Genomic DNA, 19059 nt, shown 5'->3' on the forward strand with positions numbered 1-19059 from the left:
CTGCCCCCGCTAAATGCCGGGTGCGGTCTCCGTGCGGTTGCGGCCGCCGGCCTTGGCCCGGTAGAGGGCCCGGTCGGCGCGGGCGAGCAGGTCCTCCAGGCGCAGCTCGCCTTCGCGCCGGGCCGCCACGCCGATGCTCAGGGTGAGACGCACGCGGCTGCCGTCTTCGCTGGTGAAGGACAGTGCCTGGACGCTGTTGCGTACCCGTTCGGCGACCTGCAGCGCCTGCTGCAGGTCGGTTTCGGGAAGGATTGCGGCGAACTCCTCGCCACCCAGGCGGCCAAGCAGGTCCACTTCGCGCAGTCCCTGCGTCAACTCCTTCGCCACGGCTTGAAGCACGGCATCGCCGAAGGCGTGGCCGTGGGTATCGTTGATCGGCTTGAAGAAGTCGATGTCCAGCATCAGCGCCGAGCACTGGCGGTCGTAGCGCTGTGCGCTCTTGAGCAGGGCGACGCCGCGTTTGACGAAGGCATGGCGGTTCTGCAGGCCGGTCAGCGGATCGGTGGTGGCCAGCAGGCGCAACTCCTGTTCCATGGTCTTGCGCTGGTTGATGTCGAAGCTCCACACCAGCGAGGCGGGGCGTCCGTCCACCTCCATGCGCCGTGCCCAGACGATCGCCCAGAAAGGCGGATTGCCCGCCAGGCGGGTCTCCCAACTGTCCAGTTGGCCGTGATCGGCCAGGGACTGGCGGAAGCGTGCTTCCTCGTCGGGATCGTCGAACAGCCGACTCAGGGTGAAGGGTTCGTGCGGGCGGATGCCGGTGCGCTGTAACAGCCGCGGGCTGACGTAGTGGGCGCGGGAGTCTTCGTCGCTGAGCAGCGCCACGTCGCTGGGGCTGGTGTCGAGGATATAGCGCAGCAGCGCCTTGCGTTCGCTCAATTCCTGGGTGCGCTGCTCGACGCGCTGCTCCAGCGACTGGTTGAGGTCATGCAGGCGCTGGGTGAGCAGGAGCTTGCGCCGCGAATTGGCGATCACCCGCAAGGCCAGCAGCACACTGCACAGGCCGAGGCCGAAAAGCACCCAGGCCAGCAGGTTGAAGGCGCGCTGCAGGTCCTGGCGTTCGGCGTCCATGTAGTTGGTCAGGGCAATGTTGGTGACCACCACCAGTTCGTGGGTGGGTTCGAGCAGAGGCGGCAGCTCGTGCAGCATCTCGCCGGCCAGCAGTTTCGCGGCCTGCGGCTGCCCCCATGGCGCACGCTTGAGCCAGGCGTCACTCAGGTTCTGGATCTTTTCCAGGGTTGCCTGCACTTCCGGGCGGGGTACGGCCAGGTAGTTGTAGACGGGCGTATTACGCAGCGGCGGCAGGAGGCTGGCGAGCACTTCGACACGGGTTGCCAGGGCATCGCTGTCGCTCTCCCCGGCGAGTACCTGCCGGGCGCTGTTCAACGAGCGCTCCAGCTCGGCCCGCAGCTGGTAGGCCTGCCACAGCTCGCTGTGGGCATCGGGGTGGGCCAGTTGGCGGACATGCTGGTGCACCATCAGCAGCGCGGCGCCGGCGCCGGCGGTCAGCGCCGCGATCAGGCCGCTGAGGATGATGACGGTCAGGCGGCGATAGCGCCGCCTGGGAAGTTGCGGGGGCACGGCGATCACTCCAGGGTAATGCGGCTTACCTGCCAGACGGTGCGGTTGAAATAGACCTGGGTCCGCAACTCCGGGTAATCGAGCATCGGGTAGATGACGAACAGCGGGCCGCGCTCGGCGATACCGATGGATTGGCCGTCGCGGCGGTAGGCGAGGATCGGGTCGAAGGCGTCCAGGTCGCTCAGTGGAATCAGCGCGGAATAGTCGTTGAGTGCCTCGACCCGCAGGCGCTGGGCGTCGCCGCGCTCGAAGACGGCGAGCAGGATGCTCAGGCGCACGCCTTGCCAGCCATGGACCCGGGTTTCTTCCGGGAGCATCGAGCGCCGCTCGCTCTGCGGCAGCGCTTCAAGCTCGCGCAGGCTGTAGTGGCGCTGGAGTTGCGGCTGGCCTTTGACTGCAATGGTCAGCACGGTGCGCTCGGCCGTCGATTCCGGGGCTGAGTTCGCAGTCGTGACAATAAACAGGCAGGCAAAAAAGCCAATAAAATGACGAAAGGCCGACATCTCAACAGCTCGCGACGAAATCTCGACGATTATATCGGCGAACCTGCCCGGTACTTGAATGGCCGCAATGCCGCGCCCTGCTCTTATGGCCGGCTCAGCGCCCGCGATTGCGCCAGGCACGCCACCAGGCGCCGCTCAAAACAAAGCGCGGGAAGGTGACGAACTGCTCGACCAGCAGACGGCTGACGGCGTCCTTGCGGTCCTTAAAGGGTTCGGGCGCCTGCTCTTCAAGCTTGTGCCCGCGGCCCTGGATGGCAAGCGAGGCGACCATGCCGATCACCCCCAGCAGGATCGCCGACAGGCTCAGGCCGAACAGCCCGCTGAGCAGGGTCAGGGCGCCGAGGATGAACAGCGGCACGGCGATGATGTGCAACGCCAGGTTGGTCGGGTTGCGGTGGTTGGCGGCGTAGCCCTGCCACTGCCAGGCGAGGAGGTTGGGATGACGTTTGCCCATGTGGGTGCTCCCGAGACTGAAAGGCCCGCCTGAGCGCAGGCGGGCGGACTATCAGCAGTCTAGGTGCTGCGCCGAAGCCCGCGCCAATGGACGCAGGCTATGCGGGCGATAGGGATTACAGGCGCAGCTGGCGGATGGCGCGGCTGAGCTCGCCGGCGAGGTCCGCCAACTGGTGGCTGGTGCCGGCCGAGTCCACGGTCTGCTGCACCGTGTGTTCGGTCACGTCGCGGATACCGACGACCGAGCGGGTCATTTCCTCGGCGACCTGGCTCTGCTGCTCGGCGGCCACGGCGATCTGGGTATTGCTCTCGCGCATCAGCGCCACCGCCGAAGCGATCGCCGCCAGGGCTTCGCCGGCTTCACGGGCTTGCTCTACGCAGCCATCGGCCTTGATCGAGCTTTCCTGCATGAATTCCACCGCGTCACGGGTGCCGGACTGCAGCGCATTGATCATCTGGGTGATCTCGTCGGTGGAGTCCTGCACGCGCTTGGCGAGGTTGCGCACTTCATCGGCCACCACGGCGAAACCGCGACCCATCTCGCCGGCGCGGGCGGCCTCGATGGCGGCGTTGAGAGCCAGCAGGTTGGTCTGTTCGGCGATGCCATGGATCACGCTGACCACGCTGCTGATCTTGTGACTGTCCTGGGCCAGCTGCTGGATCATCTCGGCGGTCTGCTGCACGCCCTGGGACAACCCGGCGATGGACTGGCCAACGCGACCGACGACCTGCTGGCCATTGCCGGCGAGGCGGTCGGCCTCCTGCGACTGGTCACGGGTGTCGGCGGCATGCTGGGCGATGTGGTGGACGGTGGTGGACATCTCGTTGATGGCGGTGGCGGCCTGGTCGGTCTCGCTCTGCTGGCCGAGCATGCCCTGGCGCACCTGGCCCATGCTGTTGGCAAGGCTGCGCGCGCCTTCGTCGAGGCGCCCGGCGGCCTGGGCAACGGTGCCGACCACGCGCTGGTAGCCGGCCTGCATGGCGTTGAAGGCAGTGGCCATCTGGCCGACTTCGTCGCGGCTTTCCAGCGGCACGCGGGCGGACAGGTCGCCGCTCTTTTCCACGTGCAGCATCACGTCGCGCAGGGTCAGCAGGTGCGTGAGGATGAAGCGGATCAGCAATTGCGAGGCGGCCAGCAGGGCCAGCATCAGCACCAGCACGGCGCCGGCGAAGGGCAGGGCGCGGTCTTCGAAGACGCTCCAGAAGTCGGCGCCGCGGGCGAGCACGGCAACGCGCTGGCCGTTGCCGATATCCTGCACGTAAGCGCCGGCCATTGCGCCGTTGCGGTTCTGCGCATCCTGCAGGTCCACCCAGCCGGTGGCGCGGGCGAGGGCCGAGCCGTCGACACCGGCGATCTGCGGGGCGCTGCCGGCGGCGAAGCTGACGAGGTTCGGCGAAGTCGGCAGCTCCGAGCCCGCCGGCCAGCCCTTGAGCATCTGGGCCTGGGCTTCGGCACCCTGGCGTGCCTGCTGGTTGCGCCCATCGAGCTCCTGGTGCATGGCGAACAGCACCAGCAGCAGAGTGGTGACGAAGGCGACCGCGTTGACGGCCCAGAATTTGTACTTGAGGGAAATATCGCGGATCCAGGCGGCCATAGATGTCTTCTTGTCGGTCGAATAGTGGCAGGGCGCCATTATTGTCGTGAAAAGGGATGAAGGTGGCCATTGATGGGAATCAAGCCACCTTCCGCTCCCGACTTATCGGCCGAGGAAGGGCATTCTTGAGAGCCGGTTCAAATTTCCGGGAGGTCGAAGAAGCGCCGCGCACTCTCGGTGGTATGGGCAGCGACGCGCTCTGCGCTCTCGCCACGATGCTGGGCCACGCAGGTCAGCACTTCGGGCAGGTAGGCCGGCTGGTTCCTGCCGTTCTTCGGCTTGGGCCGCAGCGTGCGCGGCAACAGATAAGGTGCGTCGCTTTCCAGCATCAGCCGGCCTTCGGGAATTTCCCGCACCAGCTCCTGCAGATGGGTGCCGCGGCGCTCGTCGCAAATCCAGCCGGTGATGCCGATGTGCAGGTCGAGGTCGAGGTAGGAATAAAGCGTGCGGCGCTCGCCGGTGAAGCAATGCACCACGGCCGCAGGGAGCCGGTCGCGGAACTCCTTGAGGATCGCCAGCAGGCGCTCTCCGGCATCGCGCTCGTGGATGAACACCGGCAATTGCAGTTCCACGGCGAGGCCCAGTTGTTCTTCGAAAGCCTTTTCCTGCTGCGGGCGCGGCGAAAAGTCGCGGTTGAAGTCCAGGCCGCATTCGCCCACGGCCTTTACCCGGTCCTCCGCCAGCAGGCCGCGCAGCGCCCTGGCGCTGCCGCTGTCCCAGTGGCTGGCTTCATGGGGATGGACACCGGCGGTGCAGTAAAGACGCTGTTCTTCGTCCAGTTGCCGGCACAGTTCCAGGGCCTGTTCGCTGTCGGACAGGCTGGTCCCGGTGAGCACCATCTGGGCGACGCCGGCCTCGATCGCGCGAGCGAGGACCGCTTCACGTTCCGGCTCGAAGCTTGGATGGGTGAGGTTGACGCCGATGTCGATCAGTTGCATTTTTGTTCCCTTTGTCCGGATGCGGAGCATAGCAAAACGCTCTTTCCAGGCGAAAATTCTTCAAAAACAACAGGTTGCGGATTATTCCGAAGATATATCGGAAGTTTCGGGTTGGTAATGAGTCCCTCCTGTGAGAATCTTGCGCGCCCTTGGCGGTCGGGAACCCCCGGCCGAAACCGCACTCTAATCGGCCCGCCGCCGAGTGCGAGCCCCTGGAGAGCTGGATGACCCGACTGTTGTTGCTACTGCTGTGCCTCGTGGCCCTGACGCCACTGCCGGCGGCCGCGCGCCTGACGGCCCAGCCGGAAAACTGGGAGCAGGAAAACACCGACGCCCGCGACCTCGCCACGATCCGCTCCGGCGGCACCCTGCGGGTTCTGGTCAACCAGAGCCGCAACAGCTCCGGCGAGATCAAGGGCGAACCCATTGGCGTCGAATACCGTCGCCTGCGCGCCTTCGAGCAATACCTCAACGACAGTGCCCCGGGGCGCAAGCCGCTCACCATCCAGTTCATTCCCAAGGCCAAGGATCAATTGCTCGGCGCGCTGCAGCGCGGTGAAGGCGATCTGGTCGCGCCCGGGGAAGTCCTGCTGGCCCGCGATGGCCAGAACGTCAGCCCCAGCCTGCCGTGGAAGGCCGACGTGCCGCTGGTGCTGGTGACCAAGCAGGGCAACCGCAAGTTCGTGCGCCTGGAGCAGCTGGCCGGCCGCACCATCACCCTGCCAGCCGGCAGCGCCGCCGGCGAGGCCGTGCGCAAGGTCAACGAGCGCCTGGCGCAGAAGCGCATGGCGCCGCTGGTGCTGGAGTGGACCGATTCCTCCCTGGCGGTGGAAGACGTGCTGGAGATGGTCCAGGCCGGCATCTTCAATTACACCGTGGTCGAGCAGCCCATCGCCGAACGCTGGAGCAAGGTCTTCACCAAACTGCGCGTCGATCGTCATCTGGTGCTGGACAACAGCGAGCCGATGGCCTGGTACGTTCGTCGTGACGCGCCGATGCTGCGCGCCAGCGTCAACCGCTTCCTCAAGGACTATCGCGCCCCGGCGGACCAGGACGCGGCCTTCCAGCGCCTGTACCGCCGCGCCTACCAGGTGCGCAACCCGCTGCTCGTTCCCGACCGCAAGCGCCTGGAAGCCGTGCGCCCGACCCTGCAACGCTATGGTGAGCAGAGCAAGGTCGACTGGCTGGCCCTGGCCGCCGTGGGCTTCAAGGAGTCCAACCTGAATGCCGGCGCGCGCGGCGCCGGCGGCGCCACCGGGCTGATGCAGATCACCCCGGCGGCGGCCCGCGCCGTGGGCGTGGATACCGTGCACCAGAAGGAGAACAACGTGCAGGCAGCCAGCCGTTACATGGCCATGCTGCGCAAGCGCTTCTTCTCCAGCCCGCGCATCAATGAACGGGACCGCATGGCCTTCGTTCTGGCTGCCTACAATGCCGGTCCCGAGCGGGTGCAAAGCCTGCGTGCGGAGGCCAAGCGCCAGGGCCTGAACCCCAACCAGTGGTTCTTCCAGGTCGAGCGCGTGGCGGCCGAGCAGTTGGGCATGGGCGTGGTGAACTACGTCAGTAGCGTCAACAAGTACTATCTTGCATATCAGCGGGAACGTGATGGCCTCGAGCCACGTGAGAGCGTGGCGGCAATCAAGAAGTAATCAGTTTTTTCGATAGCTTTCAGCGCTATTTTGCGCTTTTGATATCGTAAAAACTGGTTATATTGGTCGCCAAGCAACCCCGGTTGTCACCTACTTCCTACGCAACCCTCCGCTCCCACTAGAGCTCGCATAAGGACGCACCATGAACTCGCTGATCAAATCCATCCTGACCACCAACGCTGGCGCCGGCATCGCTGTCCTGCGCATCACCACCGGCCTGACCTTCATGGCTCACGGCTCGCAGAAGCTCTTCGGCGCCTTCGGTGGCCCGGGTCTGCAAGGCATGGCGGGCTGGCTGGAATCCCTCGGTGTGACTCCTGGCTACCTGATGGCTGCCCTGGCCGGCAGCGCCGAGTTCTTCGGCGGCCTGGCCCTGGTCCTCGGCCTGCTGGTGCGCCTGGCGAGCATCCCGCTGATCGTCGCCATGCTGGTCGCGGTGTTCAGCGTGCACTTGGCCAACGGCTTCTTCATCACCGCCAACGGCTTCGAATACGCCTTCACCCTGATCATGATCAGCGTCGCGTTGCTGATCAGCGGCGCCGGCCCGTTCTCGCTGGACCGCAAGCTGTCCAGCTGATCGCCGACGCAATAACGAAAGAGGGCGGGCACCCAAGGTGCCCGCCCTTTCTGTTTGCCTGCGTGAATCAGTGGAACAGGTACTGTACGCCGCCGTTGATCAGGCCGCCGCCCACCAGCAGGAAGGCGAACAGACCGGCGCCCAGTAGCAGCGGCTTGGGGCCTTCCTTGCGCAGGTCGCCCAGGCGGGTGGCCAGGCCCAGGGCGGCCATCGCCATGCCGAGCATCACGTCATCCAGTTGCTGCAGCGGCGCCAGCCAGCTTTCCGGCACCCAGCCCAGCGAGCGCAGGCCGGTCACCAGCAGGAAAAACACGGCGAAACCGGGAATGTGCAGTTTGCGGCGCGCGCCGGGCTCGGCGGCTTCGGCGCAACCGACGCGGCCGAGGATCAGCAGGGCCGGGGCCAGCAGCAGGACCCGCAACATCTTGCTGATCAGCGCGGCGTCCGCGGCGGCCGGGTCCATGGCGCGGCCGGCGGCAACCACCTGGGCGACCTCATGGATGGTCGAGCCGGTGAACACGCCGAAGGCCTGCTCGCTGCCGAACAGATTGGGCAGCGCGGCGTAGATCAGCGGATGCAGCAGCATCGCCAGGGTGCCGAAGAGCACCACGGTGGCTACCGCGACGGCGGTGTGCTCGGCACGCGCCTTGAGCACCGGGCTGCTCGCCATGACCGCAGCGGCTCCACAGATGGCGCTGCCGGCGCCGATCAGCAGGGCGCTTTCGCGCGGCAGCTTGAGCCAGCGTTCGCCGATCCACCAGGCGACGGTCAGGGTGCTGGCGACCATCAGCACGTCGATGATCAATGCTGCCGGGCCGAGGGCGGCGATGTCCTGGAAGGTCAGGCGCAGGCCGTAGAGCACAACGCCCAGGCGCAGCAGTTGTTGGCGAGAGAGGTCGATGCCGGGGCGAATGCTGCCGAAGCGCGCGAGCCCCAGGTTGCCGGCCAGCAGGCCGATGAGGATTGCCAGGGTCAGGCTGCCGAGCCCCAGGTGCTGCAGTGCGGGAATTTCCATGAGCTGGCGCGAGCCGAAGGCGATGGCCAGGCAGAGCATGGCGCCGGGGACGAAGTAGGGCAGGCGGCGGAGGGCGTTCATTGCAGGCTCCTTGTGTAAGGTGAAGCCATGGTGCCGCGGTACCGCTTAGTGTAAAAACGGATTGTTCTTATTGGGATGACCGGTTTTATCGATATGTGCCCGCGCATCACCCTTCGCCAGTTGGCGACCTTCACCGCGATTGCCGAACTGGGCAATGTCACCCAGGCCGCGGCACGCATCGCGCTTTCGCAGTCCGCCGCCAGCCAGGCGTTGCAGGAGCTGGAGCGTGCACTCGGCACGCGCCTGTTCGACCGCAGTGGCAAGCGCCTGGCGCTGAACGACAACGGTCGCGCCTTCTACCCCAAGGCCAGTGCGCTGCTGGCGCAGAGCGCCGAGCTGGAGAGCCTGTTCGAATCGGCGCCGGTGCAACTGAGCCTCGGTGCCAGCCGCAGCATCGGCGGCTACCTGTTGCCGCAGGTGATGGCCGGCTTTCTCGGCGAATTGCCCGAGAGCCGCCTGGAGCTGCAGGTCGCCAACAGCGGCGGGGTGATCGAGGCGCTGGCCGAGTTCCGCCTGGACGTGGCCTTCATCGAAGCGCCGATCCAGCATCCGCAGATCCAGCTGACGCCCTGGATGGTGGACGAGCTGCTACTGGTCGTGGCGCCGGATCATCCCCTGGCGACGGCCGAGTGCGTCACCCTGCAGGATCTGGCGGCGGCGCGCTGGGTGCTGCGGGAGTCCGGGTCGGGCACACGGGTGACTTTCGAGCAGCAGGTACTGCCGCGCCTGGGCAGCGTCAATGCGCCCCTGGAGGTGAGCAACGCCGAGGCGATCAAGCAGCTGGTTGCGAGCGGTTTCGGCATCGCTTGCCTGTCGCAGCGTGTCGTACAGGCGGAACTCGCACGCGGCGAGCTGGTGCAGTTGGATAATCCGCTGGGGCCGCTGCGGCGCACCTTCTTCCGTGCGCTGCACATCGACAAATACCCCACGGCGGGCCTGCGACGCTTCCTCGATTACGCCCAGGGCTGGGCGGCTCGATCAGACGCTATCTAGCGGCCACTCGCCGATGGCGCGGTAGCGCACGCCGGCGGGGCTGTTCTCCGAGCTGAACAGCGTCACGGCCTGGGCCGGTAGCAGAAACGACGCCGTGGCAGCCGGTGTCTGGTGGGCGTGGCGCGCGAGGGTGATGTGGGGATGGAAGGGGCGGTGCTCGACTTCGAATCCGCCTGTCCGCAACTCTTCGCGCAATGCATGCACCAGTTCGTGCAGGGCGGCCGGCGCGCTGCTCGGCGCCAGGTGCAGGATGCCATTGCTCCAGCGCGCGATGTGGTCCAGTTCCAGGTTGAAGCCCCGGTGCGGCAGGCGTTCGCCGAGGGCGCGCAATTCCGCCTTGCGGCCGCGCGGGACGGCGCCGAGAAAAGCCAGGGTCAGGTGCAGATTGGCCTGGGCAACGGGCTGGCCGTCCAGGTGCAGGCCATCGCGCCAGGCGCAGATTTGCGCTGCCAGCGGCGCCGGGCAGGGCAGGGCGAAGAACAGCCGCAGGGGTGGTGTGGTCATCGACTGAAGTCTCCTTGACAGCTTTGACGGGGCTTCTCTAGGATGCCGCACAGCGCCGATTTAAGTAGCAACTTGCGGGGCGCGGATGCAGCGATGGCTGGCATCGAAATACCGCTAAAGCGCTGGTTCGGTGTGCCTCTCGCCGCGTCCAGCTGGACCAAAGAGGCGGAAGACATGACACCATGACCTGTCCCAATCCCCATGTGCGCCTGGCTCCGATCACCACCGGCCTGGTTCGTCGCAATCCGAAGATTCTCCTGGGCGGCAATCACCAGCCCACCCTCGTCCGTTATCTCGATGGTTGGCCCAAGCGCTGGAACGGCTCGCGTACCTTCCTGATCCAGTTTGCCGAAACCTTTGCCGATCTCGCGCGCTTCCCGTCCGACAGCTTTGACTTCGCGGTGGTCCAGTCGCCGGTGGCCGAGCAGCTGGAGCCGGCTGTTCACCAACTCACCCGTGTGGCCCGGCAAGGGCTGATCACCCGGCGTCCGCAACCGCTCTGACCCTTGCAGGAGCGACGCCGCTCTGGAACGGATTCCCTGGCGGCGCCCTGGCTGGATGGGGGCGCTCCCGCCAGTGTTGTGCCTGGCGTTGCCCAGGGGTACTCGATTCCCGCCACGAACCACAGCCAGTCGCTGGCGCACCCTCACCTCGGCGTCCAGCTCATTGTCCACCAAGGTGCGGGGTCAGCGGCGAGTCGATGCTGACAGGGTTGTTGCGCACGTTCAGTTCATATGGGCCGACGATGCGGGGCAGATCAGACAAAATGGGATCTGGCAGTTGCGGCAAGTCGGTCGGACTATCAATGCTCTTCCACCTGATCGCTGATCCATCATGAGCAATGAGCTGGCCCAGGCTGGTCGTTATGACAGTTCCAATCCCATGCGGAGCCTTACCATTTTGGAATTAAGACAGCTACGTTACTTCGTCAAAATCATCGAGCATGGCAGTTTAGGTCGTGCCGCACTTGAGCTGGAGGTAGGTGTCTCGGCGTTGAGTCAGCAGATCAGCAAACTGGAAAGCGAGCTCTCGACGCGCCTGCTCAACCGCACCACGACCGGCGTCACCCCTACCAGTGCGGGCATGGCGTTCCTGCACCATGCCCAGCTCTCCCTGCGTCAGGCCGACAATGCGATCATGGCGGCTCATCGTGGACGAATGAGTGGCTACGTGAGTGTCGGTTTGCCACCAACCACGGCGACCGTTCTGGCTCTGCCTCTCATAAGTGCGATGCGCACTCGGTATCCAGATATTCAGTTGCACCTTGTGGAAATGCTGTCCGGTCATCTGGCCGGACAACTCAATTCACGCCAGATCGACCTGGCCATACTTTTTCAGCTGGAGGGGGGGAAGCGCTGGAGCGTGACACCCTTGCTTGACGAGAAACTGTTCGTGATTTGCTCCCCGGCGTTGCCCGGAGCGCCCCGTGGGGAGCGGGTGCAGTTGGCAGATCTGGGCAACTTGCCGTTAGTGATGCCCAGCGCACAGCATGGCTTGCGTTCAGCGCTTACCAGCGCCTTTGAAAGAGAGGGGTTGGTGCCGAATATCATTATGGAGATCGATGGCCTCGCGGTTCTCATGAACGCAGCGCGTGCGGGGCATGCGGCGACGATTCAACCGGGCGCTGCAGCGGCGTTGAAAGGTGAGTCGGGATTGTTGGTAGCTGAAATCACCAATCCCCATGTAGGGCGGCGTAACCTGCTTGCAACGCTCGCGGACGATGAGCTCTCTCCCGCGGCCCTGGCAACTCGGCGTGTCATCACGGACGTGGCCCGCCAACTGGTGGAAGCAGGCCAGTGGCCGGGAGCAACCTGGCTTCAAGACATGGCAGAGTAAGGCTAGCGTCCTCCGCGTGGTAAAGGCACGGGCAAAGCCTTTACGAAAACTAAACACCTCATGCCAAAAGCGGCCTTTCTGCGATCCGCTTGCTCCCCTATTTTCCTCCCCACTCACAAGGTCTTCGGCTTCCTTGTGAAATGAGGAGCGAAGATGATCGATGTTCTAGTAATCGGCGGTGGCAATGCCGCTCTGTGCGCGGCACTGATGGCCCGGGAAGCCGGGGCCAGCGTCCTGCTCTTAGAGGGCGCCCCAAGGGTCTGGCGTGGCGGTAATTCACAGCACACGCGCAACCTCCGCTGTATGCATGATGCCCCGCAGGACGTGCTGGTCGAGGCATACCCCGAAGAGGAGTACTGGCAGGACCTGCTGAAAGTCACGGGCGGACTTACCAACGAAAAGCTGGCGCGGATCACCATCCGCGCCTCGTCCAGCTGCCGTGACTGGATGCGCAGCCACGGTGTGCACTTTCAACCGCCGCTGTCCGGGGCGCTGCATGTGGCGCGCACCAATGCGTTCTTCATGGGCGGTGGCAAAGCCCTGGTCAATGCCTATTTTCGCAGTGCCGAGCGGTTGGGCGTGCAGATCCGCTACAACGCGCAGGTCACCGATATCGAGCTGCAGGACGGTCGGTTCGTCGCGGCCTGCCTGGCCGAACGCGAGGTGGACGGCCAGCGCCTGCCCGCCGAGCGCATCCAGGCCAGGGCCTGCGTGTTGGCGGCAGGCGGCTTCGAGTCCAACCGAGAATGGCTGCGTGAGGCCTGGGGCCAGAACGAGCGTGGTGAATGGCCGTCGGACAATTTCCTGATCCGCGGCACACGCTTCAACACAGGGATACTGCTCAGGCGCATGGGCGAGCTGGGCGCTGACGTGATCGGAGATCCGACCCAGGCGCACATGGTTGCCATCGATGCGCGCGCGCCACTTTACGACGGCGGCATCTGCACCCGCATCGACTGCGTGTCCCTGGGGGTGGTGGTCAATCGCGACGGCCAACGCTTCTATGACGAGGGTGAGGATTTCTGGCCCAAGCGCTATGCCATCTGGGGGCGCCTGGTGGCTGGGCAGCCAGGTCAGCAGGCCTACTCGATCATCGACCAGCAGGCCATCGGTCGCTTCATGCCGCCGGTATTCCCCAGTACTACCGCCATGACCCTGGGCGAGCTCGCGCGCAAGCTGGGACTGCCCGAAATGGCCTTCCTCAAGACCATCGACGACTACAACAACGCCTGCCAGCCCGGCACCTTCGATCACACCGCGCTCGACGACTGCCACACCCAGGGCCTGACACCGGCCAAGACCCACTGGGCGCGCCCCCTGGTAAAGGCGCCGTTCTACGCCTACCCACTGCGGCCGGGCGTCACCTTCACTTACCTCGGTCTAGCCACCGACGAGACAGCTGCCGTGCACTTCGACGGCAAGCCCAGCCCCAACCTGTTCGTCGCCGGAGAAATGATGGCCGGCAACGTCCTGGGCAAGGGGTATACCGCCGGTATCGGCATGGCGATCGGTACGGCGTTCGGCCGCATCGCTGGCGTGCAGGCGGCTGCCAGCGCAGGGGCTGGCAACACAAAGAATACTTCGGAGGCCCGCCGTGCAACTGTTTGATCCCACTGCCTCAAGCAATCTGATCCCCGTGCTGAATGTGCACGAGGAAGAAGTACAACGGCAGATGAGCATCTGCAACGCTTGCCGTTACTGCGAAGGCTTCTGTGCCGTATTCCCGGCCATGACCCGCCGCCTTGAGTTCGCCCAGGCAGACATCCATTACCTGGCCAACCTGTGCCACAACTGCGGTGCTTGTCTGCACGCTTGCCAGTACGCCGCGCCTCATGAATTCGCTGTCAACGTACCCCAGGCCATGGCCAAGGTGCGCCTTGACACCTACGCCGAGTTCGCCTGGCCGCAAGCGCTGGGCAAGCTCTACCAGCGCAACGGGCTGACCCTGGCATTGGCGTCCGGCGCAGGGCTGGTCCTGTTCCTGTGCCTGACCCTGCTGGTGATGGGCAGCCTTTTCACCGCCATGCCCGGCGGTAACTTCTACGGCATCTTCCCGCACAACACCCTGGCCCTGATGTTCGGCGCGGTATTCGGCTTTGCGACCTTGTCATTGACCCTGGGCGTGCGCCGCTTCTGGCGCTCGGTCTCGCCGGCTACGGCGCCCACACCACTGAAGACCGCCGCGGTACTGGAAGCCACGACCAGCGTGGCCACGCTCAAGTATCTGGACGGCGGACATGGCGAAGGCTGCAATAACGCCGATGACCGCTTCACCCTGTGGCGTCGTCGCTTTCACCACCTGACCTTCTACGGTTTCCTGCTGTGCTTCGCCGCCACTGGCACCGCGACGCTCTATCACTACTTGCTGGGCCTGGCGGCACCTTACCCGGTGCTGAGCCTGCCGGTGCTGTTGGGTATAGCCGGCGGCCTGGGGTTGCTGGTTGGCCCAGCGGGCCTTCTCTGGTTGAACCTGCGCCGCAACCCCGCCCAGGGCGACGACCAGCAGAAACCCATGGATCGCGGCTTCATCGCCTTGCTGTTCCTGGTCAGTGCCAGTGGCCTGGCTCTGCTGGCCTTCCGGGAAACCGCTGCCCTGGGCCTGCTGCTGGCGATCCACCTGGGCCTGGTCATGGCGTTCTTCCTGACCATGCCCTACAGCAAGTTCGCCCACGGCATTTTCCGCAGTGCCGCGCTGCTCAAGCACGCCATCGAAAAGCGCCAACCCAATCCGATAAACGCGGGAAGCGACTGACCGCTCGACCACCCGGTTCTACAACAACAATTAAGAGCACAACGGTAGCCATGATGAACACGACCCCCCAAGGCAGAGGCTCCAAGCTGGGCGCCATTCTGCGTGTCACCAGCGGCAATTTCCTTGAACAGTTCGATTTCTTCCTGTTCGGGTTCTTTGCCACCTACATTTCTCAGACGTTCTTCCCGGTCAGCAGCGAGTTCGCCTCGCTGATGATGACTTTCGCGGTATTCGGCTCCGGGTTCCTGATGCGCCCGCTGGGGGCCATTGTGCTGGGTGCGTACATCGACAAGGCGGGGCGCCGCACGGGCCTCATCGTCACCCTGTCGATCATGGCCGCCGGTACTGTGCTGATCGCCCTGGTACCGGGCTACGCCAGCATCGGCCTGTTCGCCCCGTTGCTGGTGCTGCTGGGCAGGCTGCTGCAGGGCTTCTCGGCAGGGGCGGAGATGGGCGGCGTGTCCGTCTACCTCTCCGAGATCGCCACGCCGGGCCGCACCGGCTTCTACACCGCCTGGCAATCAGCCAGCCAGCAGGTCGCCATCGTTGTGGCGGCGGCCTTGGGCTACGCGCTCAACGCCACCATGGCGGCTGCCGACGTCGCAGCCTGGGGCTGGCGCATCCCGTTCTTCATCGGCTGTGTGATCATCCCGTTCATCTTCATCATTCGCCGTTCGCTGCAGGAAACCGAAGCATTCAAGGCGCGTAATCACCACCCGAGTGCCGGTGAAGTGTTCCGCTCAATGCGCGACAACTGGCGTACGGTGCTGGCCGGTGGCTTGTTGGCCTCGATGACCACCACCACCTTCTACCTGATCACCGTGTACACCCCGACTTTCGGCAAGTCGGTGCTGAGCCTGAGCACTACCGACAGCCTGGTCGTGACCCTGCTGGTCGGCGTCAGCAATTTCATCTGGCTGCCTATCGGCGGCGCCCTGTCTGACCGCATTGGCCGCCGTCCGCAACTGCTGGGGATCACCTTGCTGTGCATCTTCAGCGCTTATCCGGCGATGCACTGGCTGGCTACGGCGCCGAGCTTCGAGCGGCTGCTTGCGGTGCTTCTGTACTTCTCAATGTTCTTCGGTCTGTACAACGGCGCCATGGTTGCGGCGCTAACTGAAGTGATGCCGCAGAACGTGCGGGTAGTCGGATTTTCCCTGGCGTTTAGCCTGGCCACGGCCCTGTTCGGCGGTTTCACGCCAGCAGTGTCGACGCTGTTGGTACAAGCCACCGGCGACAAGGCTTCACCAGCGTATTGGCTGATGTTCGCCGCCGTGTGCGGGCTTACCGCTACGGTCATTCTCTATGGCCGACAAAAAAAATCGACTGGTCAGCGCTACTCCGAGGCGATGCCTTAACCAGGGCGAGGGCAGTGGCGAAACGGTGACAAGCATCCGTTCACCAGTGCCAGCAGCTGCCCTGAGTCCCTTTTTGTTGCAGCGATCTTGCTCGCGAACCTGCTTGGGCTTCGGCGCTGCCGGTGACTCCGTTCGCGAACAAGCTCGCCCCAGCAGAGGCTCCATCGGGCCGACGATGGATCAGGGATACTCGATCTCGATCACGAACCACATTTTCTCGCCTGACGGGCTGCGCACCATCACCTCGGCGTCCAGTTCCTTGCCCACCAGGGCGCGGGCCAGCGGCGAGTCGATGCTGATGTGGTTGTTGCGCAGGTCCAGTTCGTCCGGGCCGACGATGCGATAGCGGGCCTGCTCGCCGTCCTCGTCTTCCAGGGTGACCCAGGCGCCGAAGTAGACCTTGTTCGGATTCGCCGGGCGCTCGCATACCACCTTGCAGTTTTCCAGGCGCTTGCGCAGGAAGCGCACGCGGCTGTCGATCTCCCGCAGCATCTTCTTGCCGTAGGTGTACTCGGCGTTCTCCGAGCGATCACCTTGCGCGGCGGCCTCGCTGACCGACTGGGTCACCTGTGGTCGGCGCACGTTCCACAGTTCATGCAGTTCGGCGCGCAGGCGCGCTTCGCCTTCGGGAGTGATCAGTGGGGTACCGGCAGGGCGGGGCGGGCGATAGCGGCTCATGGTATCCAGGGCGGCGAAAGTGATCGGGCGAGTCTACCCGATCAGCTCTCGCGCAGCAGGCGCAACGGGCTCACGTTGAGCGCGCGGCGCGTCCCCAGCAGCCCGGCGCCACCCACCAGCAGCGCCCCCAGTAACGGCAGTGCCAGCAACCAGGGGTGCGGGCTCCACGGCAGGTCGAACACCAGCCGGTAGAGCAGGTAGCTGATCAGCTCGCAGCCCAGTGCTGCCAGCAGGCCACTGACCGCGCCGAGCAGGGCGAACTCGCTGCGCCGCGTGCGCATCAGCAGGCTGCGTTCGGCCCCCAGGGCACGCAGCAGCGCCCCCTGGCGCAGGCGCTCGTCGAGCGTCGCCTGCAGACCGGCAAACAGCACCACGAAGCCGGCGGCAAGGACGAATACCAGCACGTACTCCACGGCCAGCGTCACCTGGTCGAGGATGCTGCGCAGCTGCGCGAGCAGCGCGTCCACCGGCAGCAGGGTGACCGTGGGGTAGGCACGGGCCAGCTCGATCAACTGTCGCTCCTGGCTGGCCGGCAGATAGAAACTGGTCAGGTAGGTCACCGGCAGGTCGGTCAGGGTGCCCGGCTCGAAGACCATGAAGAAGTTGGGCTGGAAGTCGTCCCACTTCACCGAGCGCAGGCTGCGGATCTGCGCCTCGCGGGTCTGCCCGGCAACGGTGAAGCTCAGGTGGTCGCCGACCTTCAGGCCGAGGTTGCCGGCGAGCTTTTCTTCCACCGAGACGCCCGGCAGTTCGCTCTTCTCGCCTGCCGTCCACCACTCGCCGGCGACAATCTGGTTGCCTGCGGGCAGGCGTGCGGACCAGGTCAGCCCCAGGTCGCGTTGCAGGGCGCGCTCGCTGCGGATGTCCTCGTTCATCGCGTGGACGGGCTTGCCGTTCACCGCCACCAGGCGGCCGGGCACCATGGGGTAGAGGTCTTCGGCGTTGGGCGACAGCGCCTTCACCCGCTGCTCGAAGCTGTCCTTCTCGGCCGGCAGGATGTTCAGTGCGAAATGGTTCGGGGCATTGGGCGGCAGCTGCGAATGCCAGGTATCCAGCAGCTCGCCGCGCAGCAGGGTGATCAGCGCCATGGCCAGCAGGATCAGGCCGAAGGCGAGGCTCTGCCCGGCGGCCGCCAGCGGGTAACGCAGCAATTGGCCGAGGCCCAGGCGCCACGGCAGGCTGGCCCCTTGCAGCGCGCGACGCAGGCCGCGCAGGGCGAGCAGCAGGATAAAGCCGAGGACCACTGCGGCGATGGCGCCGCCACCGAGCAGGGCGAGGGTGAGTTTCAGGTCCAGGCTCAGCCGCCACATGATCAGGCCGAGGGCGAGCAGCGCGCAGCCGTAGGCCATCCAGGTACGCATCGGCACCGGCAACAGGTCGCTGCGCAGCACCCGCAGCGGCGGTACGCGGCCAAGGGCAGCCAGCGGCGGCAGGGCGAAGCCGGCCAGCGCGACCAGCCCGGTAGCCATGCCGGCGAGCGCCGGGACGATGCCGGCGTCGGGGATTTCCGGCGGCAGCAGGTTACCCAGCAGGTGCATCAGGCCGAGTTGTGCCAGCCAACCCAGGAAGGCGCCGAAGAGGCTGGCGACCACGCCCAGCACGAACAGCTGGCTGCCATACAGCAGCAGCGCTTCGCGGCGTGACAGGCCCAGGCAGCGCAACAGCGCGCTGGCGTCGAAGCGTCGGGTGGCGAAGCGGTTGGCAGACAGCGCCACCGCCACGCCGGCGAGCAGTACGGCGGCGAGGCTGGCAAGGTTGAGGTAGCGCTCGGCGCGGCCCAGGGCATCGCCGATCTGCCGGTTCCCGTGGTGCGCGTCCTGCAGTTCCTGATTGGCGGCAAGGTTGCCCTGGGTAGCCTGCCGGTAGGTTTGCAGTGCGTCGTGCGCGCCGCCCCACAGGTCGCGGTAGCGCACCCGGCTGCCGGGCTGTACCACGCCGGTGGCGTCCAGGTCCTGCAGGCTCATCATCACGCGCGGGGTAAGGCTGTAGAAGTCGCCGGCCCGGTCCGGTTCATAGGTCAGAACACGGGCGATACGCAGGGATTTGCGGCCGATGTCGACGCTTTCGCCGATTTTCAGGTCGAGGCTTGCGAGCAGGCGCGATTCGACCCAGATATCACCCGCTGCCGGGCGTCCGCCTTCGACCTCCGGCTGCAATGGCGCGGGTGCGCTTTTCAGTTCGCCGCGCAAGGGATAGCTGTCGCCGACGGCCTTCACGCTGCTCAGCTGAATGCCGTTATCGGTGGCCACCACACTGGAGAACTCCACGCTCTGCGCGTGCTGCAGGCCCAGCTTGAGGCCGCTGTCGATCTGCTCCTGGCGCGCGGGCTGGGTGCCGGTGAGCACCAGGTCGGCGCCGAGGAATTCGGCGGCGCGCACCAGCATTGCGCCGTTCAGGCGAGCGCTGAAATAGCCGATGGCGGAACTGGCCGCCACCGCCACCAGCAGGGCGAAGAACAGCACGCGCAGTTCGCCGCTGCGCCCTTCGCGCCATAGCTGGCGCAGGGACAGGCGGAACAGGTTGGGCAGCGACAGTGGCTTCATCGG

Annotated in this window: 17 protein-coding genes; 8 read left to right on the forward strand and 9 right to left on the reverse strand. The window is 65.5% G+C overall.

Features of this window, described 5'->3' with window-relative positions; translation table 11 throughout:
* Positions 1 to 9: 9 nt before the first annotated feature.
* The 5 genes from GJV37_RS06595 to GJV37_RS06615 form a co-directional block, all read right to left on the reverse strand.
* A complete protein-coding gene (locus GJV37_RS06595) occupies positions 10 to 1587 on the reverse strand; it encodes a GGDEF domain-containing protein (RefSeq protein ID WP_420875885.1) in 1578 nt (525 codons plus the stop codon).
* Positions 1587 to 1991, reverse strand: coding sequence for a putative pterin-binding protein (locus GJV37_RS06600; RefSeq protein ID WP_170858412.1), 405 nt, complete (start codon positions 1989 to 1991; stop codon positions 1587 to 1589). Before GJV37_RS06600 ends, GJV37_RS06595 begins: the two co-directional genes overlap by 1 nt.
* Before the next feature lie 187 nt (positions 1992 to 2178).
* The gene (locus tag GJV37_RS06605) at positions 2179 to 2538 is read right to left on the reverse strand and encodes an Mpo1-like protein (RefSeq protein ID WP_024764519.1); all 360 of its coding nucleotides are present in this window, start codon (positions 2536 to 2538) and stop codon (positions 2179 to 2181) included.
* Positions 2539 to 2653: 115 nt separating this feature from the next.
* A complete protein-coding gene (locus tag GJV37_RS06610; RefSeq protein ID WP_170858413.1) occupies positions 2654 to 4132 on the reverse strand; it encodes a methyl-accepting chemotaxis protein in 1479 nt (492 codons plus the stop codon).
* Positions 4133 to 4269: 137 nt separating this feature from the next.
* Positions 4270 to 5070, reverse strand: a complete 801-nt coding sequence (locus tag GJV37_RS06615; RefSeq protein WP_170858414.1) for a TatD family hydrolase — start codon at positions 5068 to 5070, stop codon at positions 4270 to 4272.
* Positions 5071 to 5294: 224 nt separating this feature from the next.
* On the opposite strand from GJV37_RS06615, the gene GJV37_RS06620 reads away from it, so the two are divergent.
* Together GJV37_RS06620 and GJV37_RS06625 are read left to right on the forward strand one after the other, a co-directional pair.
* On the forward strand, positions 5295 to 6719 hold the full coding sequence (locus GJV37_RS06620; protein ID WP_024764522.1) for an MltF family protein: 1425 nt from the start codon (positions 5295 to 5297) through the stop codon (positions 6717 to 6719).
* Between the two features lie 142 nt (positions 6720 to 6861).
* On the forward strand, positions 6862 to 7296 hold the full coding sequence (locus GJV37_RS06625) for a DoxX family protein (RefSeq protein ID WP_017517576.1): 435 nt from the start codon (positions 6862 to 6864) through the stop codon (positions 7294 to 7296).
* Positions 7297 to 7363: 67 nt separating this feature from the next.
* Here GJV37_RS06625 and GJV37_RS06630 read toward each other — a convergent pair whose 3' ends face one another.
* A complete protein-coding gene (locus GJV37_RS06630) occupies positions 7364 to 8392 on the reverse strand; it encodes a YeiH family protein (protein ID WP_170858415.1) in 1029 nt (342 codons plus the stop codon).
* A 75-nt stretch (positions 8393 to 8467) separates the two neighbouring features.
* Here GJV37_RS06630 and GJV37_RS06635 point away from each other — a divergent pair, with 75 nt between their 5' ends.
* The gene (locus GJV37_RS06635; RefSeq protein WP_240967223.1) at positions 8468 to 9385 is read left to right on the forward strand and encodes a LysR family transcriptional regulator; all 918 of its coding nucleotides are present in this window, start codon (positions 8468 to 8470) and stop codon (positions 9383 to 9385) included.
* On the opposite strand, the gene thpR is transcribed toward GJV37_RS06635, so the two are convergent.
* Positions 9371 to 9889 (reverse strand): RNA 2',3'-cyclic phosphodiesterase, encoded by a 519-nt coding sequence (gene thpR, locus GJV37_RS06640; protein ID WP_084357349.1) that lies wholly within the window; start codon positions 9887 to 9889, stop codon positions 9371 to 9373. The two genes, GJV37_RS06635 and thpR, sit on opposite strands and share 15 nt — an antisense overlap.
* 182 nt (positions 9890 to 10071) lie before the next feature.
* On the opposite strand from thpR, the gene GJV37_RS06645 reads away from it, so the two are divergent.
* The 5 genes from GJV37_RS06645 to tcuC all read left to right on the forward strand — a co-directional run bounded on the left by GJV37_RS06645 (position 10072) and on the right by tcuC (position 15835).
* Entirely contained in the window at positions 10072 to 10392 is a 321-nt protein-coding gene (locus GJV37_RS06645) for a hypothetical protein (RefSeq protein WP_024764526.1), read from the forward strand.
* A gap of 397 nt (positions 10393 to 10789) precedes the next feature.
* A complete protein-coding gene (locus GJV37_RS06650) occupies positions 10790 to 11725 on the forward strand; it encodes a LysR family transcriptional regulator (protein WP_170858521.1) in 936 nt (311 codons plus the stop codon).
* Positions 11726 to 11878: 153 nt separating this feature from the next.
* Positions 11879 to 13333 (forward strand): FAD-dependent tricarballylate dehydrogenase TcuA, encoded by a 1455-nt coding sequence (gene tcuA, locus GJV37_RS06655; RefSeq protein WP_038803746.1) that lies wholly within the window; start codon positions 11879 to 11881, stop codon positions 13331 to 13333.
* On the forward strand, positions 13320 to 14477 hold the full coding sequence (gene tcuB, locus GJV37_RS06660; RefSeq protein WP_170858416.1) for a tricarballylate utilization 4Fe-4S protein TcuB: 1158 nt from the start codon (positions 13320 to 13322) through the stop codon (positions 14475 to 14477). The genes tcuA and tcuB overlap by 14 nt, the downstream gene beginning before the upstream one ends.
* Before the next feature lie 50 nt (positions 14478 to 14527).
* A complete protein-coding gene (gene tcuC / locus GJV37_RS06665) occupies positions 14528 to 15835 on the forward strand; it encodes an MFS transporter (protein WP_223121859.1) in 1308 nt (435 codons plus the stop codon).
* Between the two features lie 180 nt (positions 15836 to 16015).
* On the opposite strand, the gene greB is transcribed toward tcuC, so the two are convergent.
* Complete coding sequence (greB, locus tag GJV37_RS06670; RefSeq protein WP_193452245.1) at positions 16016 to 16513, reverse strand: transcription elongation factor GreB; 498 nt, start codon at positions 16511 to 16513, stop codon at positions 16016 to 16018.
* 41 nt (positions 16514 to 16554) lie between these two features.
* Positions 16555 to 19056, reverse strand: a complete 2502-nt coding sequence (locus tag GJV37_RS06675; RefSeq protein WP_170858417.1) for an ABC transporter permease — start codon at positions 19054 to 19056, stop codon at positions 16555 to 16557.
* Positions 19057 to 19059 lie beyond the last annotated feature (3 nt).

Origin of the sequence: Pseudomonas nitroreducens, from assembly GCF_010994165.1 — a bacterium.
GTDB classification, from domain to species: Bacteria; Pseudomonadota; Gammaproteobacteria; order Pseudomonadales; family Pseudomonadaceae; genus Pseudomonas; species Pseudomonas nitroreducens.

What these genes read in the sequence shown, in the direction of transcription:
- GJV37_RS06620 (WP_024764522.1), top strand. Translation starts at nt 5,295, where the DNA reads ATGACCCGACTGTTGTTGCTACTGCTGTGCCTCGTGGCCCTGACGCCA.
- tcuC (WP_223121859.1), top strand. Translation starts at nt 14,528, where the DNA reads ATGATGAACACGACCCCCCAAGGCAGAGGCTCCAAGCTGGGCGCCATT.
- GJV37_RS06610 (WP_170858413.1), bottom strand. Translation starts at nt 4,132, where the DNA reads ATGGCCGCCTGGATCCGCGATATTTCCCTCAAGTACAAATTCTGGGCC.
- GJV37_RS06635 (WP_240967223.1), top strand. Translation starts at nt 8,468, where the DNA reads ATGACCGGTTTTATCGATATGTGCCCGCGCATCACCCTTCGCCAGTTG.
- tcuA (WP_038803746.1), top strand. Translation starts at nt 11,879, where the DNA reads ATGATCGATGTTCTAGTAATCGGCGGTGGCAATGCCGCTCTGTGCGCG.
- thpR (WP_084357349.1), bottom strand. Translation starts at nt 9,889, where the DNA reads ATGACCACACCACCCCTGCGGCTGTTCTTCGCCCTGCCCTGCCCGGCG.
- GJV37_RS06630 (WP_170858415.1), bottom strand. Translation starts at nt 8,392, where the DNA reads ATGAACGCCCTCCGCCGCCTGCCCTACTTCGTCCCCGGCGCCATGCTC.
- GJV37_RS06605 (WP_024764519.1), bottom strand. Translation starts at nt 2,538, where the DNA reads ATGGGCAAACGTCATCCCAACCTCCTCGCCTGGCAGTGGCAGGGCTAC.
- greB (WP_193452245.1), bottom strand. Translation starts at nt 16,513, where the DNA reads ATGAGCCGCTATCGCCCGCCCCGCCCTGCCGGTACCCCACTGATCACT.
- GJV37_RS06615 (WP_170858414.1), bottom strand. Translation starts at nt 5,070, where the DNA reads ATGCAACTGATCGACATCGGCGTCAACCTCACCCATCCAAGCTTCGAG.
- GJV37_RS06645 (WP_024764526.1), top strand. Translation starts at nt 10,072, where the DNA reads ATGACCTGTCCCAATCCCCATGTGCGCCTGGCTCCGATCACCACCGGC.
- GJV37_RS06625 (WP_017517576.1), top strand. Translation starts at nt 6,862, where the DNA reads ATGAACTCGCTGATCAAATCCATCCTGACCACCAACGCTGGCGCCGGC.
- GJV37_RS06675 (WP_170858417.1), bottom strand. Translation starts at nt 19,056, where the DNA reads ATGAAGCCACTGTCGCTGCCCAACCTGTTCCGCCTGTCCCTGCGCCAG.